Raw genomic sequence first — 17,450 nt, 5'->3', positions numbered from 1 at the left:
TTTTTTATATTACTATTTATTGTAATAATCTAACATGACATGCAAGTATGACTTATATTTTCTTGTTTAATAAGTACTGTTATCGTGTTTAGGTACTTTTAACATGGTGGTATCGAGCTGGCCTGTAAAATTGCCGCTGATCACCTGTTTTACGTTTTCAAGATACTGGTCGCGTTGATTGATGGCTTTCTGCATCGAATCGGCTTTCATTTTTAAGGATAGAAATTCCTTGCGTTGATTGAGGTCGCCATAGCCCGGAATATAATAGCGCAACGGCGTAAATACTACCGTGGCAACCGTTATGGCAACCAGCAACACGAACAAGGTACTCATCGCTACATACACACTCATGCGTGATAAACGGAAAGAAGTAACTTCTTCGTACGTATCGTCATTCATAATTACCAAGCGGTATTTATGCTTGAGTCGATCCATACGATTCACTTTACTTTTTTTCTTCTTATTACTTTCCAAAGGCATGAACTCAGTCGGTTAATTCAAAAAACAAGTTTTCAGAGGGCTAAAGTTAATCAAATAATCCTTGTCTCCTAACCAAAGAAAAAAATTATCCTATCTTTAAAATATTTTTTTATCTACCGAGTTATATATATTCGCCTATATTCCCAAGCATACATGAATTGCTCCCGACTGTTAAATATTTATCTAGCTTTTATATGTGGATTGATGTTCTGTAATCTTGCAGCCATGGCTCAACAGCCGGTACAAGCGCAGAAATCTCCCACCCAGGTACAGCAACAGCATACCAGGCCGGCTAATCAAAAGACCCCGGCCGAAAAGATGAAAAGCAAACCCTGGAACTGGAAAAGACAGTTTTTCCAGAATATGACTACACGTTATAACTATTATTTTCATGCTAATCTCCAGTTGCAAGGTATCTTGGCCGGCGTGAACCGCGAAAGGCAGGAGAACTACAGCGAGTTTTTACCTTTTTACCCGTATTCTGCCGAAAGCCTCAACCTCAATCAAAGTGACCTCGATTCCGTAATTACCAGGGCCTCTATCGCGATTCAAATCCACGATGCCCGCGGTAAATGGATCGATGATTGCTATTTGCTCATCGGGAAGGCTTATTATTATAAAGCTGATTGGGAAAATGCGGATAAAACCTTCGCTTTCATTAACATGAACTTTGCGCCTAAGAAGAAGGATGAGTATAAAACCGTGGTGGGGCAATCAAAAAATAGTCAACTTTCTATAGCTACCCGCGAAAAGAGGAAAGGTGTAGTGGGCAAGATGAAGCATAAATCTGCAAGGAATGACGCTTTCCTCTGGCAGGCCAAATCTTATTTGGAACAGGGTAAATATGATGATGCCCAATCATTACTGAATATCCTGAGCGAAGATCCATATTACCCCAAGAGGTTACATGGCAGCCTTGCCGAGATGCAAGCTTTCCGCTTGTATAAACAGGAACGTTACCTCGAATCTATCGAGCCGCTCAAAGTTGCTATCAAGGACACGGACGATAAAATTCAACGTGCCCGGATGCAGTATATCCTTGGGCAGATATATGATTATAACAAGCAGCCGGATTCGGCCTTGGTCGCTTTCCGCGATGTATTGAGCTTCCATCCCGACCCGCTGATGGATTTCCACGCCAGGTTAGAAATTGCCAAGAATAATATCTTGGCCGAAGGGGGAAGTTTAGAAGAGAGTTTAGCCGCCTTGGAAAAGATGCTCAAAAAGGAAAATTTCATCCCTTACCGCGACGTGATTTATTTTACGATGGCAGAAATCGCCATGCCCGAGGACGAAGCTAGGGCAGAGGAGTTTTTGCAACGATCGCTCAAGGAACCAAGTGACAATACAGTGCAGAAAGCCGTTACCTATTATACATTGGCAAACATGCGTTATGATGATAGGAACTATGCCGCTGCAAAAAAATATTACGATAGCGCCGCGGCCGTTATGCCAAACGATTTTTCCGCTGCAGAAATAATCAATGCCCGTAAAGACGTGCTCAATGAGGTGGATGCCAATATCGCATTGATCCACCAGGAAGATAGCTTGCAGGCTATCGCCGCGATGGATCCCTCGTCCAGGAATATTTTCCTCGAAAAGAGAGCCAGTGAAATGAAAGCGGAAGCCAAGCGGAAGGCCGCTTTGTTCGGCAGGGAAAATAATTCCTTTTACGTGCCGCCTTCAGCTGAAGTAACGCAGCAAAGATTGATGAACAGCAACCCTCTCTATGCACAACAGAACGGCGGGCAAGGGAATGTGAACGGCTCCATGGGAGATTGGTATTTTTATAACCCGGTGACGAAATCTTCCGGTTTACAAGAATTTAAAAGGAGATGGGGAAACCGTCCCCTGGTGGATAATTGGAGAAGATCCGCGGCGGCGGGCATCGGTACGAATGCCAGGATGCCCGGTGACCTGTCAGCGTTGGATAGTGTTGAAGCGCAATTGCTATCTCGCAACATGGAAGCGCTGCCTGCGGATAGCATCACGGTGGAATTATTGTCCAAGAACTTACCATTGACCCCGGAATTACTCCAGCAATCGAAACAGAAGCAGATGAATGCCGGGTTCGACCTGGGTAAATTATACCATGATAAATTGGAGAATTTGCCCGAAGCGATCAAGGCTTACGATACCTTGTTGATCAAATTCCCGGAACATCCGCGTAAACCTGAAATTTTATATTCGCTGTATGTTTGGAATGACCAGGCTAGTAATACACAGGCTGCGGAGCGGTATAAAAACCAGTTACTCAAAGATTACGGGGCAACAGAATTTGCCAGGGCCATCCGGGGCGTGAAATTTGAAAATGTTGATGATCAGAATAATAAGGCAGCATTGGCCTTGTATGATTCCGCTTATATTAATTATTTATCAGGGAATTACGATATCGTATTGCAAAATAAAAAGGCGGCAGATTCATTATATCAGAAATACCCGCACCAGGCACAGTTTGAAATTTTGAATAGCATGGCGCTTGCCAAACTTGGCGACGAAGCCGGCGCCAAGGCTGCATTAGAAGCCGTGATTCAAAAGTATACGGCCGATGATGAAATAATAGCCAAAGCGCAAAGTTTATTAAACGTAATGAATCATAAACAGGAACTGGTTGACTATCTTTCCGGCTTGCAAGTACAAAATACCGATGACAAGACCCGCAAAGTGGATGAAAATATCAATATTGTTTATCCTTGGCAAAGACCGGATCCCAAACTTGTTGATTCTACGCAATTACAAAAAGCGAAAGATTCACTTCAAAATATTACACCCGAACCGCCACCGAAACCGAAAACTCCTTACAAGTTGAAAGGAGATGATCTTACCGCGGCGAATCCCCATTTCGTTGTATTATCGTTTAACCGGGTTGAAAAAGCGATGATTGATAAAGGTGTGGCACAATTTTCGAAATACAATGCAGAGAAACATGCAGGAGAAGGGATCGAAGTAAGTAGTTTCGTATTGACGCCAACAGATATTATGCTGATATTCAGGCTGTTCCCGAACGAAGAAGCAGCGTTGAAGTACTGGGGTGAGGTACAAAAAGAAGCGCCAAAGTCGATTATCCCGCATATTAATCCGAAAGATTATTCGATTTTTATCATCTCCAGGGAGAACTTTATCTTGCTAAATACTTCTAAAGATTTGCAGGGGTATAAAGAATTTTTCGAATCGAATTACGAACTCAACTAGGTTTAACAGCTTATTAGTACCTAAAAGTGATAATTTTCAATAGTTTTGTGTGCTGATGCACTTAATTAATTCTTAATATGAAGAAATCGGTTAAAATATTGTGGCTGACTGTTTTAGGTGGGATGGGATTATTTGTTATAATACTTTTGTTAATCAACTTCCGTATTATTGGTAATATGCCGTCCATGGAAGCGCTCGAAAATCCGAGGGCAGCCCTGGCATCCGAGGTATTAGCCGATGATGGCACCATCATGGGGAAATACTATGCGGTGGATCGTTCGAATGTCGATTATAAAGATATCTCCCCCAATGTTATCAAGGCCTTGATCGCTACCGAGGATGAGCGTTTTTATTCACACTCCGGTATCGATGCTATCAGTACGATGGCGATCCCATTTTACCTGATGGTTGGGAAAAAGAGGGGATCCAGTACTATTACACAACAACTTGCGCTCAACCTGCAAACAGATAACGGCGCGGGGCAGCGGGCGCGTAACCCGATTTTACGGGGATTTCAAAAACTTACGGAATGGGTAATTGCCGTGAAGTTGGAACGCAACTTTACCAAGGAAGAAATTATTACGCTTTATTTGAATACGGTTGCTTTCGGGGATAACGTGTACGGCATCGAAAATGGCGCCCGTACCTTCTTCAGTAAAGATCCTTCCCGTTTATCCGTGGAAGAAGCAGCTACCTTGATAGGAATGTTAAAAGGTGTAACCTTGTATAATCCCCGCCGTAACCCGATCGAATCGAGGAACAGGAGAAATACGGTGATCAACCAGATGGAAAAAAATGGTTATCTCACCGAGGCTGAAGCGGAATCCGCTAAAAGCAAACCGATCGTATTGCGCTATAATAAAATTGATCATAACAAAGGTTTAGCGCCGTATTTCAGGGAAGTTTTGCGCGGCGAATTGAAAGATTGGTGTAAAAATCATAAGAAAGCCGATGGTTCGGAATACAACTTGTACCGCGATGGACTGAAAATTTATACCACTATCAATCCCAGGATGCAACTGTACGCGGAAGAAGCAGTTGCGCATCACTTGAAAGATTTACAGAAAGTTTTTTATAATCAGAATAATATTAAAACCGGTTCCGTTTGGAAAAAATGGAACAAGGACCTGCAATATTTTATCAAGCAAACGGAGCGTTATCAAAATATGAAGAACGATCCGGATCATGAATATACCGATGAGGAAATCATGAAAGTGTTTAACACGCCGACCAAGATGAAAATATTTTCTTGGAACAGCTTCACGGAGCCGGAGTTGAATGAAATTGATACGGTGATGACCCCGGTCGATTCCATCAAGCGGATGCGGGAAGTATTGCAGGCGGGTTTCATGGCGATGGATCCGATCAATGGTGAAGTGAAAGCCTGGGTCGGCGGGCCGGATTTCAGGTACTTTAAAAACGACCACGTTATCCGTAGCCGCAGGCAAGTGGGATCCACTTTCAAACCTTTCCTTTATTGCTTCGCGTTAATCAACGGGTTATCGCCCAACACGATACTTCCGAATGAACCCGTGACGATCGGGAACTGGACGATCTCCCGTAACTCCGAGGGAAGTGTAGGTGGTGAAATATCCATGGCCGGGGCTTTGGCGAAGTCGTTGAACCTCGTTTCAGTTTACCTGATCAAGCAATTAACGCCGAAAGCTTTCGCAGATTTTGCGCAGAATAAAATAGGTTTCTCAACGAAGATCGATCCGTATCCTTCCATCGCATTGGGGGTATCGGAGATTTCGCTGTATGAAATGTTGCAGGCATATACGATGTTTGCCGGGAGGGGCATCATCTCTAAACCGATTTACATTACCCGTATAGAAGACAGGAACGGTAATATCCTCGAAACTTTTGCACCGGAGAAAAGGGAAGTGATTTCCGAAACGAATGCTTACACGATGGTAAAAATGATGGAAGGTGTTACAACGACCGGGGGGACCGGCGCCCGTTTACGTTTCAGGTATAACTTACCTGGGGAAATCGCAGGTAAAACCGGGACAACGAACGATAATACGGATGGTTGGTTTATCGGTTACACACCGCAGATTTTAGCAGGCGCATGGGTAGGTTGTGATAATAATTACCTCCGCTTTTCAACCACCAGGATAGGACAAGGTGCTAATACCGGCTTGCCGATCTGGGCTTATTTCTACCAGAAACTGCTGAATGATAAAACATTGGGTTACGACTCCAAGTCGACATTCCCAATTCCACCGAATTTTCATGAAGACTTGTACCTTGATTATAAAACCGATGTGCTGCCGGGTGCAGAAGCAGAAAATACGGGTAACGGTTCGGCGGAAGATTATGGCGGTTACGTAGATGTACAGGCTTTAGAAGCCCAGGCCGATAAAGAAGCGAGGGCGCGTGAGAAAGCTAAGAAAGAAGCTAAAGCGAAAGAACAGCAGAAGAATAATAAGGGTGATCAGAAAGATGGAAAGCAACCGAAAGCACAGTATCCTCCTAAGAACGATTAATAACAGGTTATTTTGTTTACATAAAAAAGGATCATCCGCATTCCGGATGATCCTTTTCATTTATTTTCACACGTTAACTATTCAGTTTCCATGAAAGTTAGCGAATCGAATTTCATAGCGCCGTTAATTATCTGGATGCCGATATCCAGGATGCCGGCTTCTTCTTTGGCCATCAGTTTATCGGCGTCATCAGTAGGTTTATGGTAATCATCATGTCCGCCGGTATGTAAAAATATTACGGGTACATTTTTCATATAAAAACTATGGTGGTCGCTACCACCTTTCCCGGCTTTATCCGTAAAGAATTTAATAGTATCGCTGCTAACGTTTTTAAATATTTCCGGCCACTGGGCCGCGGTTCCATATCCGCCGATACCTACGCCCCTGGAAGGGTTGTATCGCCCGATCATATCCATATTCAACATGAAATGAACCTTATCCAACGCGATCGCCGGATGGTTCACGAAATACTTGGATCCTTGTAACCCTAATTCTTCTCCACCGAAAGCAATGAATAAGAAATTGAACGGTTCCTGTTCATTATTTTTAGTATAATAACGCGCTAGTTCTAGTAATCCTGCAATCCCCGAAGCATTATCATCTGCACCGTTATGAATTTCCCCGATCGGGTATTTACCATCGAATAAAGCTGCCCGGCCTAAATGGTCGTAATGCGCACCGATTATAATAGTTTTGGCAGCGTGATTATCGAGGAAGCCTAATACGTTCCTGCTCGGGATATCTTTATGAGCATTTTTATCAAATTTAAAATCCTGGTAATAGTTACCTTGATCTCCACCTGCCGCTAAACCCAGTTTTTTGAATTGTTTTTCCACGAATTTGCCGGCCTTGATGCCACCTTTTTCATCGGTTCCCCGGCCTTTTAATTTGTTTGATGCCAAGTAATTAACTACCGATTGAATCCTGGCAGCATCAGGCAAATATTCCTGTGCAAAGTTTACAGATGGCGCAAGCAACAATGCTGCGCCGATGATCAGATATTTTCGCATGAAGCAAAATTAGCAGGAAATTTATGACTACAAATAATTTATCAATTTATCCTTGGGTAATTTTATGCCGAATTGTAAATACTCTTTGTGTTCCTTTCCCGGCTGAACTTCCAGCTCCCATGTAAGTATTTGCGTGTTCTCATCCAGCCTGGCATGCTCATATTTCGGTTTAATCAGTTCAACATTGTTGGAGATCGGGATCGGTAATTGATCCAACAATTTTATTTTTACCGCTTCTTTCTTCAGGTTACGGATACTGAATTCAAAGGATTTATATTCGGTTTTATTATTCCCGATGAACTGTCGTTTATTAAATTCTTTCTGTTGGACACGGTTTACCTGGATGTTTTTATCGCTGCCTAAAGAAAGTACCAGCGTATCGCCAACATTCGCCAGGTTCAATAATGTTTTTCCGCGGAAGCTGCCATCGATATAAATATTCGCTTCGCCTTCCAACAAGTTCAATTGATCCCAATCGATGATGCTGGCAGTGAGGTAAGCGTTTTTATCTTTCTTCGGTATGCTGATGTATTCATAAGTGGCGGGCACAGCAACTTGGTTGATGTTTACCGAGATAGGGGCATCTCCACTAGCCACGGTGTAAGGCATCGTAATGTCATAAGTAACCGAGGTGGGTTGGTAGTTCATCTTCGTTTCAACTACCAAATTAGGCGCAGGCGGCGCTTCTTTTTTCATTTTAACTGAGCTGGCCCCGCGAATTTGTAATCCTGCCACTTTCCCTTGCAGGCCGGATTGATTTCCGTATCCTGTGACTACGACTTCATCTAAGGCCAACGAACTTTCGATCATCCTGATGATCGTGTTCGATTGGTTGGGTTGAATTTCTTGCATTTCGTAACCAACCGCGCTAACAACAAGTGTAATCCCGGTTGGATCAATCTTCAGGCTAAATCGACCGGATGCATCGGTAACAGTACCGATCGATCTGCCTTTAACCAATAGGGTTGCTCCTACAATGGGAGCGCCGTTTTTATCCGTTACGATTCCTTTTACTTCATGTTCCCCGCTACGTGCTTCTTGCACAAGCCGTAATTGGTATTCGGAATTGTACAAATTCGTATACCAAGGATCTAGTTTAGGAATGTTGTTGTTATCATCGGGGTTCGTTGTAGACAAATGAAGTTTTACCCCGTTCCAGTCTTCCCCGGTTAATTGGTGTACATTGGCCCGGTAAATCAGATCTATGGGCTGTGAAAGGGAGTTCACCTTTAGGTCGTATGTTGGATACCAATGCGCATTTTTCACGAAATATTTCAAGGTAATATTTCCTTGAACGGCTTGCTGGGTAGAGATTTTAATTAACAATGTATTCGTGGTGGCGGAGGGAGCGGTATGCAGGCTGGATAGCTGTTGTTGGTATTTCGTTTTAACAGAGTCTAAGGTTTGAATTTGGTTCTTGATTTTTAATTGTTTTTCGATGATTTCTGTTCTCCGGTTCCTCTGGAATTCCAACATGAGGGCCAGGTCGCGGATGGTGGTTTCCCCGGCTTTGTTATCTCCTTTCCCTATTTGAATATTGGCATCCAATATTTTCCCTTCTGCTTCGAAAACGGAGAGTTGGGCCATTTTTTCATTGATGTTTTTCGTGGCTTGGAAAATTTTGTTATTTAGCAAGTCTATTTCCACTCGCTTATCGCCGGAAGTTAGGTAGTCTTTTTCTTTAGCAACGGAGATCACCGTGAAATCGCCGATACCATCGATTTGTAAACTTTTCTCATCGATGTCGGCAGCAATTTTAGGGAATTGCAATACTGTAATACCTGCCTGTAAGGATATTTTTGCTGTCCTGGTGACCTGTGCTCCATTCAGGAAAACAGTTACATCAGATATTTTTGATGCTATTTTTTCTTTTTCATCTCCTATACCATAACTGGGATAAATGGTAGAAATACAAATGATTAAAGCCGATAAAAAGGATAACTGTTTTTTCATATCTCATGGATTTTTATCCATGATGCAGTTTTTATGAAAATTCCACAGGCCCGGGTTGGATTCAGCTGGTTGGGTTCAGCTGGTTGGGTTCTGCGGGTTGGGGTCGCGACCCCAACCTGGCAGGGCAGAATTTCCTAAACCAGGATATCTTCATCCTGCATTAATCTCTTCTTGCTATTTCTATCCAGCATAATTTTCCTTTCATCTTTATGCACTTTGAAGGCATATTCATGTTGTTCCAACAAATCATCATAGGGGCCGCGGGTGGAAATTAATTTTACAAAGACCGGGGCTGTTTCCAAAGCAATAAACAGGAGCATGATAAACCAGTTGGCCCAGCGGATCGGAACACTATTTTTAGTGAGAGTACCGAGTGCATCTAACCTTGAGGCGAAGCCATCGAGGCGGTCCCTTTTCAGGTCCTGGATGGTTTGTTGAATCGAGCTATCAGTCTGCGTTATCAATATATTATTAGCATCGATGCGGGCATTATTTCTTTGGCTAATGGCATTTAAGCGGGCAGTGGCGCTATCAGCATCAGCTTTTTTAGCTTTATAAATAGGTCCGAGGTTTTTTACCCGGGAGCCGCCGGTACCATCAGCTTCCTGTTGGGCTATTAACAATAAAGTGTCGCGAGTGGCAGCCTGGAGATCCATTTCGGATTTCAGCAAGGCATTTTCACTTTTAAGGGAGTCTATCTTTGATTGGAACCTTATTTTTACAAGATCTTCTTGTTCTTTAAACTTCTGTTGTTCCATCACGATCAGTTCGGCTTGTATTTCCTTGTTGAAGATTTGTAACTCCAGGGGTTTAGAAATCACGGTAGCAATTAGTATTGCCATGATAATACGGGGAATAGCCATTTTGAATTCATCCCAGGCCCTTTCCCTTTTACGCATACTGGAAACGATATACCTGTCGAGGTTGAAGATCATCAATCCCCATATGATCCCGAAGAGTAAGGCTGCCCACCATTGACCAAAAACAGTCCACATGGCATAACCCCCGGCCAGTGCAGCCAGTAACCCGGTGAAAAATATCGTTCCGCCGATGCCGGCATATTTATTGGCTTCCGATGGAGCCCTTTTAATAATGGGCAAATAAGCGCCGGAACATAGAAGTAAGAAATGTTGTATTCGTTGCATATTCTCTAGGTATAATATATTGTGTCAATAGAATATTTTACCCGCAACTAGCACAGATAGGTATTATATAAGGAAGGATGTAATGTAAAGGTATTACAATATTGGAATATAAGTTAACATGCGCACCAAATATCTACATGATAGGGTTAAAAGGGTTACCAAAGGTGAAGCGTATTAAAGAAGCCGCACCGAATGAACGGTACGGCTTTTATGTATGCTGATAAGTTAAGATTAAGCTTGAACGGCTTTTTGAACTAAAGCGGCAGCTTCGCTCAACAAGATGGCGGATTGTACTTTCAAGCCGCTTTTCTCGATCAGTTCTTTTGCCTCGGCAGCATTGGTACCTTGCAGGCGAACGATGATCGGCACCTGGATATTACCGATAGAGTTATAAGCATCGATAACACCTTGCGCTACGCGGTCACAACGAACGATACCACCGAAGATGTTAATCAGGATTGCTTTCACTTTCGGATCTTTCAGGATGATGCGGAAACCGGCTTCAACAGTTTGAGCATTCGCGGTACCACCAACATCCAAGAAGTTAGCCGGTTCACCACCGCTCAACTTGATCATGTCCATCGTAGCCATCGCCAAACCGGCGCCGTTTACCATGCAACCCACGTTACCATCTAATTTAACGTAGTTCAGGTTGTATTGACCGGCTTCTACTTCCGTAGGATCTTCTTCGGTGATGTCGCGTAAAGCTACCAGGTCAGGATGACGCATCAACGCGTTATCGTCCAGGTTCAGTTTACAGTCAACCGCGAGGATTTTCTCATCGGAAGTTTTGAACAGCGGGTTGATTTCCAACATGGCTGCATCCAAACCTACGTATGCGTTGTAAAGGTTGGTTACGAATTTTACCATGTTTTTGTGCGCTTCACCTTTCAAACCTAAATCGAAAGCGATTTTACGGGCTTGGTAACCTTGCAATGGCAAGTTCGGCGCTACCCATACTTTGAATATTTTCTCAGGGGTGTTATGAGCCACCTCTTCGATGTCCATACCACCTTCTGTAGAGTACATGATTACATTTTGTCCTTTCGCACGATCTAACAAGATAGACAAATAAAATTCTTTCACCGGGTTAGGGCCGGGATAATATACGTCTTGCGCTACTAAAACTTTGTTTACCAATTTACCTGCATCACCGGTTTGGATGGTTACCAAGGTGCCACCCAGGATGTTGCCGGCGATAGTTTTGATATCTTCAGCGTTTTTGCCTACAGCAACACCGCGTTGTTCCGTGCCCCTGATTTTTCCTTTACCACGGCCACCAGCATGAATTTGCGCCTTCACAACTGCAAATTCGTTGCCATAGGTCACCTTCAATTGCTTGTATGCTTCTGCTGCCGCCTCGGGGGTATCTACCGGGATACCTTCCTGTACTGGTACGTTATATTTCTTCAACAGTTCCTTAGACTGGTACTCGTGTAAGTTCATCGGAATAAAATTTGCCGCTAAAATAGTGCATATTGGATGAAAAGCCAATAACAAATATCATAAATCGCCCTTTAGTGGCTTGTATCCTAGTAGAATAGGCCGTTTTCAGTATATTAACTAATTTTTATATGATGAGTTCCCAGGCAGAAACGTAATTGTTATCTATTATAGGATTAACTTTGCCCGCGTATAATTTCTGAATCTTGCCCGGTAAAAGTATTTAAATGGGCAAATTGGAACCTATCAAAATATCTACCAGGATGAGTCAATTATTGCAAAAGATTGCCGAAGCGAAGGCTTTTATCGAGGGGAAATCAGGACTGAAAGCTACCACGGGTATCGTGTTGGGCAGCGGTTTAGGAAATTTAGCCAACGAGATCGAGGCCGAGCTTGCCATCCCGTACCACGAGATACCGCATTTCCCACCGGCCACGGTAGAGGGGCACAGTGGGAAACTGATACTCGGTAAACTCAACGGCAAGCCCGTGATAGCTATGGCCGGAAGGTTTCATTATTACGAAGGTTTGTCGATGCAAGAGGTGACCTTTCCTATCCGGGTAATGAAGGCGCTTGGAGTTGAAACGTTGTTGCTCTCAAATGCCGCGGGCGGTATGAACGAGAACTACCGTGTCGGGGATTTGATGATCATCACGGATCATATTAACCTGCAACCGGAACACCCGCTGCGGGGGCCTAACATGGATGAGCTGGGACCGCGCTTCCCCGATATGAGTGAACCTTATGCCAAGCACTTGGTAGGAAAAGCGCAACAAATAGCGCAACAACATAACATATTCGTCCATAACGGCGTTTACGTAGGGGTGCAGGGACCTACCTTTGAAACCCGGGCAGAATATAAATTTATGCGCATCATCGGTGGAGACGCCGTGGGAATGAGTACCGTGCCTGAAGTAATCGTGGCGGTACATGCGGGGATGAATGTTTTCGCGATGAGCGTAATTACGGATATAGGCATCCGCGAAGAGGAGAATGTTATTACACACGAAGAAGTACTGGCGGCGGCCAAAGCGGCAGAGCCCAAATTGACCTTGATTTTTAGCGAATTGATCCAGCAATTATAATTTTTAGTTACCAACAGGATGAGGCATTTACTCTTTTGCATGATCGGTGTTTTTTGTATTTCATTGTCGGCAAATGCTCAATTCAACCGTAATTTCGGTGGAATGGGCGGCGGCAAGATGCAAATCGATACCTCGAACCACGAGCACGAACCGGATACTTTGACGATTAGATATACTTTTTTAGGTGAGCCTACTGAATACATGATAGATTCGTCTATCTTGGACTTTACCAAGAATTACCTGGGGGTACCCGCGACTTATATATCAACCGGAAATTATGGCGGCGCCGCGCGTAACCTGTTATTTAGCCCGAGGATGAAAGCCGGTTTCGATGCCGGTTTCCATGCTTACGATGTTTACGGGAATTACCATGAAACGGCAAAATTTTATAATACCAATAGACCTTATTCGGAGTTGTACTACATGATCGGTAGTAAACAAGAGCAGGTCATCGGGGTTTCCCATACCCAAAACCGGACGGAGAAGTTCAACATCGCTTTCGATTATATCAAGATCAATTCGCCCGGCTATTATAGAAGCCAGGTTACCAACCACGACCGCTACCGTCTTACAAGCCGCTACCATACTCCGAATAAACGCTATAATATCCATATTAGCTATTATTTAAATAGGTTGAACGGCGGTGAGAACGGGGGCATCGAAAACGTAGCATTATTGGATGATCCTGCATATACGGATTATAAAACAATTCCTACGAACCTGGGCGGTTCAACGATCAGCTCAAATGCATTGTTCAGCACCAATATCCCGACCAAATCCGATTACCAGGAAGGTAGTTTTTTATTCCAGCATAGCTACGACTGGGGAAGAGGCGACACGATTCATGTAAATGATACGACCGATTATTGGAAATACGACCCGCGCTTCCGCATTCAGCATACTTTAACCTATACACAGAACACGTATCGTTTCTTGGATAGCAATCCCGATACGGTATTCTATCCGCAACACTACGGTTTTTCCGTTTCTGACATAGATACGCTGCGTTCTATGCAACGTTGGAAGATCATGAGCAATGATCTCTCGATCATCTCTTTCCCGATCTTGGGCAACCAGGCGCATTTCTTGAATTTAGGCGCAACCATTGACAACGTAAAAGGTGAGCTGACCGATGCGATTGCCGATTTTTACAACTTCAGGGTACACGGAGAATACAGGAATAAAACACGCAACAAGAAATGGGATCTCTCTGCAAAAGGAGAATTCTATGTTCTGGGAGCCAATTCAGGGGATTATACCCTTAGCGGGAGCTTAAGCAGGTATATTAACCCGAAATTGGGAAATATAACCCTCGCCGTGAAGAATACGAACCAAGAACCTTATTATAAGTACAAGTTTTTCAGTACCTCTGAAAAGTTTTGGCTCAATACATCCTTTAACAAGGAAAATATTACGAAGTTATCCTTCATCGCCAACAGTGATTTGTGGAAATACAACCTGTCATTGAATTATTTCATCGTAACCAATTATACCTATTTCTCCGATTTCCAGACCAGCGCACAATACAACGGTGTATTCAACGTGTTGCAGCTTTGGGTAGATAAGAAGTTTAAATTGAAGAGCTTTACATGGTTGGCGGAAGCCGCTTTCCAGCAGATTCACGGCAGCGCTCCCCTGCAACTGCCCACTATCTGGACCCGTCACCGAATCGGCTACGAAGGTACCTTGTTTAAAAACCTGAACCTGTTTACAGGTATTGAAGCTAAATATACGACGGCTTATTATGCCGATGATTATTCCCCTTTATTCGGGCAATTCGTTTACCAGGATGTTAACAAGATTAATAATAAACCGGATCTTGCCGCATTCGTTCATTTCCGGGTGAAATCTTTCACCGCTTATGTTCGCGGGGAGAATCTGAATGCTTTCTTGTGGACGAACAACCTGAATGCTCCCTTATATCCAAGCAACAATTTTGCTTTCCGCCTCGGCATCCGGTGGTGGTACATCAATTAATGGCTGCCAAAATGCAATATGAAATCGTACGTCTACCAGCCTTTGTATGATGAATTGTTAAAATTGATGATAGGTTCGGCGCGAAAAAAGGATATGGCGAAGATTTTGTATTTTTGTAGCCAGGATTTATGAAGAAAATACTTACCATATTAATTGCTTTGCTGTACACCGCTATCACGAGTGGTTTTACGGTGAATGTGCATTATTGTATGGGGAAATTGGCTGCTGTTAAATTTATTCAATCCAACAGTGCCGCCTGCCCGAAATGTGGTAAGAAAGATGGCAGTAATAAATGTTGCCGGGATGAAGCTAAGTTCTTTAAAATGAAGAAGCTGCACCAAAATGTGCAATTGAATGTAGACTTTGTTAACCAGCTTCCGGTTGCAATCCTGGATACTTCGTTTCCGAGTTTGTTAATGCCCAGGATAGAAATTGCGGAACGCAACCCGATGGCACGTCCTAATGCTCCGCCACTGATAAAACCTACCCCTCTTTACTTATTGCATGAAAGTTTCTTGATTTGATCATTCCTTGACCTGCCCGCTTTTGGGTAACGGGGAAGCTAGTACTTAATGTCAACATATTGTTGCGTATTTATTAATAATAATTATCAAATTCATGAAACATATATTCATTTTTTTTACCTGTTTATTAAGCCTGCAATTTACCGCCACACAAGCCCAGGTTAAGAAAGCCGCATTACAGGCAAGTGGTCTTACTTGCGCGATGTGTTCCAACGCCACGTTGAAGTCTTTACAAACATTACCCTTTGTAGATAAGATTGAAACAGATCTGAATACGACAACTTTTAATATCTATTTTAAAAAGAATGCCGCCGTGAATGTAGATGCGTTAAAAGAGAAAGTTGAAGATGCCGGTTTTTCCGTTGCTAAGCTCGTTCTTACGGCCGACTTCCATCAAACGAGTATCAAGAAAGATGCACATATAGATTATAACGGGCTGGTGTTGCATTTTGTGGGTGTAAAAGACCAGGTATTAAATGGTGAACAGCAAATCACCGTAGTCGACAAGAATTTTGTACCCAATAAAACGTTTAAGAAATATGCAGCTATGACGGATATGACTTGTATCCAAACCGGTCATATGGGTACTTGCTGCAATACTGCTGCAACTTCTATTGCCGGATCCAGGGTTTATCATGTTACCATTTAATAAATCAACCGGGAAAATAGATTGTTATGAAGAGAATTTTAGCCATCGGGATATTGATTTGGTTGAGCGGGACTGTATCTGCGCAGGAACTTTACGTAAACTCTGAGCCGGCCAGTAATATGCCTGCAAAGGCGCTCGGCTTCCGGCTGACAGATAAGATATTTAAATTATCAACGGATGGTCGCGTGGCCACCAGGCTTGAACCCGAAATCATGTTCGGGATCAGTAAAAATTGGATGGTACATGCACAAGCGTTTTACGGGAATGCCATGCAAGTGTCTAACCGTTTTGAAGGTGCGGGTGTTTATGCGAAATATAGATTTTATTCTAGCGACCAACCACATGCACATTTCAGGATGGCGGCATATTTGAGAGCAAGTGTTGTAGATAATCCTTTTATTCAGCAAGCTGGGGAAGATTTGAATGGAAAAAATGTAGTTAATCAAGATTTGGATTTGGAAGGCGGTGTTTCCGGTGTAAACGGCGGGGTTGTAGCGACACAGTTAATACATAAGTTGGCTTTGTCATCGACCGTTGGATATAATCGTTACATGAATAATGTGAATCACCATTTAGATACAGAACTTGGCCTGCCTGCACAAGCCATGAATTACAGTTTGTCCGCAGGTTATTTGTTGTTGCCGAGGAAATACAAAAGCTATGAACAAACCAATTTGAATTTGTACGTAGAGCTGTTAGGTAAATCAAATATGGGCGGCCTCGCTAACGGTACTTATTTGGATATCGCGCCAGCTATACAGTTTATATTTAATAGTACCACCCGCTTGGATGTATCATACCGGACGGAGCTGTATGGGAATATGAACCGCATGTCGCCGTATAATAATTTTTTAATTAGGGTGGAACATAATATATTCAATGCATTAAAACGAAAATCTTAAAGACATGGATAGCACTACTTTGTATATCAAGAATATGGTCTGTCCTCGTTGTATAAAAGTTGTACAGGAAACAATTGAAAAGAGCGGATTGAAGGTCGGGCATATTGAACTCGGTAAAGTAACCTTGGATGGAAATATTGACCAGGAAGCAAAGGATATACTGTCAAACCGGTTGAAAGGAGAGGGATTTGAATTACTAGACGATCGTAAGCAGCAGTTGATAGAAGCGGTGAAAAATATTATTGTTGAGCTGGTGCATTATGGAGATTTGGACGAATTGAAAGAAAAGTTTTCAACGGTTATCACGCAGAAGTTAAACAAGGATTACCATAGTATTTCAAAGCTGTTTTCAGAGATCGAAGGAGGTACGGTGGAGCAATTTATCATACAGCAGAAAGTAGAAAGGGTAAAAGAGTTGATCGCTTACGGGGAACTAACTTTGAGTGAAATATCGTTTAAGATGGGATATAGTAGCGTTGCTCACTTGAGCGCTCAATTTAAAAAGGTTACCGGGATGACACCCAGCCAGTTCAAAGCGGATCCCGGTTCGTACCGGAAACCGATCGATGCTATTTAAAATTGATATCATGAAATACATCAT

General features: G+C 43.0%; 13 protein-coding genes. 8 read left to right on the top strand and 5 right to left on the bottom strand.

Annotated features, from left to right (window positions below):
- Nucleotides 1-66: 66 nt before the first annotated feature.
- Nucleotides 67-435: a hypothetical protein gene (locus COR50_RS21935; protein WP_098196363.1), complete on the bottom strand. Its 369-nt coding sequence runs from the start codon at nucleotides 433-435 to the stop codon at nucleotides 67-69.
- Nucleotides 436-684: 249 nt separating this feature from the next.
- Here COR50_RS21935 and porW point away from each other — a divergent pair, with 249 nt between their 5' ends.
- Nucleotides 685-3,672: a type IX secretion system periplasmic lipoprotein PorW/SprE gene (porW, locus tag COR50_RS21930; protein ID WP_098195987.1), complete on the top strand. Its 2,988-nt coding sequence runs from the start codon at nucleotides 685-687 to the stop codon at nucleotides 3,670-3,672.
- 77 nt (nucleotides 3,673-3,749) lie between these two features.
- On the top strand, nucleotides 3,750-6,161 hold the full coding sequence (locus COR50_RS21925; protein WP_098195986.1) for a transglycosylase domain-containing protein: 2,412 nt from the start codon (nucleotides 3,750-3,752) through the stop codon (nucleotides 6,159-6,161).
- A 77-nt stretch (nucleotides 6,162-6,238) separates the two neighbouring features.
- Here COR50_RS21925 and COR50_RS21920 read toward each other — a convergent pair whose 3' ends face one another.
- From COR50_RS21920 to sucC, 4 genes are all read right to left on the bottom strand, one after another.
- Nucleotides 6,239-7,171, bottom strand: a complete 933-nt coding sequence (locus tag COR50_RS21920) for a M20/M25/M40 family metallo-hydrolase (protein ID WP_098195985.1) — start codon at nucleotides 7,169-7,171, stop codon at nucleotides 6,239-6,241.
- 27 nt (nucleotides 7,172-7,198) lie between these two features.
- Entirely contained in the window at nucleotides 7,199-9,124 is a 1,926-nt protein-coding gene (locus tag COR50_RS21915) for a DUF4139 domain-containing protein (RefSeq protein WP_098195984.1), read from the bottom strand.
- Nucleotides 9,125-9,258: 134 nt separating this feature from the next.
- Entirely contained in the window at nucleotides 9,259-10,269 is a 1,011-nt protein-coding gene (locus COR50_RS21910) for a DUF4407 domain-containing protein (protein WP_098195983.1), read from the bottom strand.
- 231 nt (nucleotides 10,270-10,500) lie between these two features.
- Nucleotides 10,501-11,715, bottom strand: a complete 1,215-nt coding sequence (sucC, locus tag COR50_RS21905; RefSeq protein ID WP_098195982.1) for an ADP-forming succinate--CoA ligase subunit beta — start codon at nucleotides 11,713-11,715, stop codon at nucleotides 10,501-10,503.
- Nucleotides 11,716-11,939: 224 nt separating this feature from the next.
- On the opposite strand from sucC, the gene COR50_RS21900 reads away from it, so the two are divergent.
- The 6 genes from COR50_RS21900 (at nucleotide 11,940) to COR50_RS21875 (ending at nucleotide 17,426) form a co-directional block, all read left to right on the top strand.
- Complete coding sequence (locus COR50_RS21900; RefSeq protein WP_232516227.1) at nucleotides 11,940-12,797, top strand: purine-nucleoside phosphorylase; 858 nt, start codon at nucleotides 11,940-11,942, stop codon at nucleotides 12,795-12,797.
- Nucleotides 12,798-12,815: 18 nt separating this feature from the next.
- On the top strand, nucleotides 12,816-14,774 hold the full coding sequence (locus COR50_RS21895; RefSeq protein WP_098195981.1) for a putative porin: 1,959 nt from the start codon (nucleotides 12,816-12,818) through the stop codon (nucleotides 14,772-14,774).
- 128 nt (nucleotides 14,775-14,902) lie between these two features.
- Nucleotides 14,903-15,298 (top strand): HYC_CC_PP family protein, encoded by a 396-nt coding sequence (locus tag COR50_RS21890; protein ID WP_098195980.1) that lies wholly within the window; start codon nucleotides 14,903-14,905, stop codon nucleotides 15,296-15,298.
- Nucleotides 15,299-15,392: 94 nt separating this feature from the next.
- Complete coding sequence (locus COR50_RS21885; RefSeq protein ID WP_098195979.1) at nucleotides 15,393-15,947, top strand: heavy-metal-associated domain-containing protein; 555 nt, start codon at nucleotides 15,393-15,395, stop codon at nucleotides 15,945-15,947.
- A gap of 26 nt (nucleotides 15,948-15,973) precedes the next feature.
- The gene (locus tag COR50_RS21880; RefSeq protein ID WP_098195978.1) at nucleotides 15,974-16,849 is read left to right on the top strand and encodes a hypothetical protein; all 876 of its coding nucleotides are present in this window, start codon (nucleotides 15,974-15,976) and stop codon (nucleotides 16,847-16,849) included.
- Nucleotides 16,850-16,853: 4 nt separating this feature from the next.
- Complete coding sequence (locus tag COR50_RS21875) at nucleotides 16,854-17,426, top strand: helix-turn-helix domain-containing protein (RefSeq protein WP_098195977.1); 573 nt, start codon at nucleotides 16,854-16,856, stop codon at nucleotides 17,424-17,426.
- Nucleotides 17,427-17,450: the final 24 nt, after the last annotated feature.

Origin of the sequence: Chitinophaga caeni (assembly GCF_002557795.1) — a bacterium.
Lineage (GTDB): Bacteria > Bacteroidota > Bacteroidia > Chitinophagales > Chitinophagaceae > Chitinophaga > Chitinophaga caeni.
The sequence above is the reverse complement of the archived record's forward strand: the minus strand, read 5'-3'. Positions and strand labels throughout refer to the sequence as shown.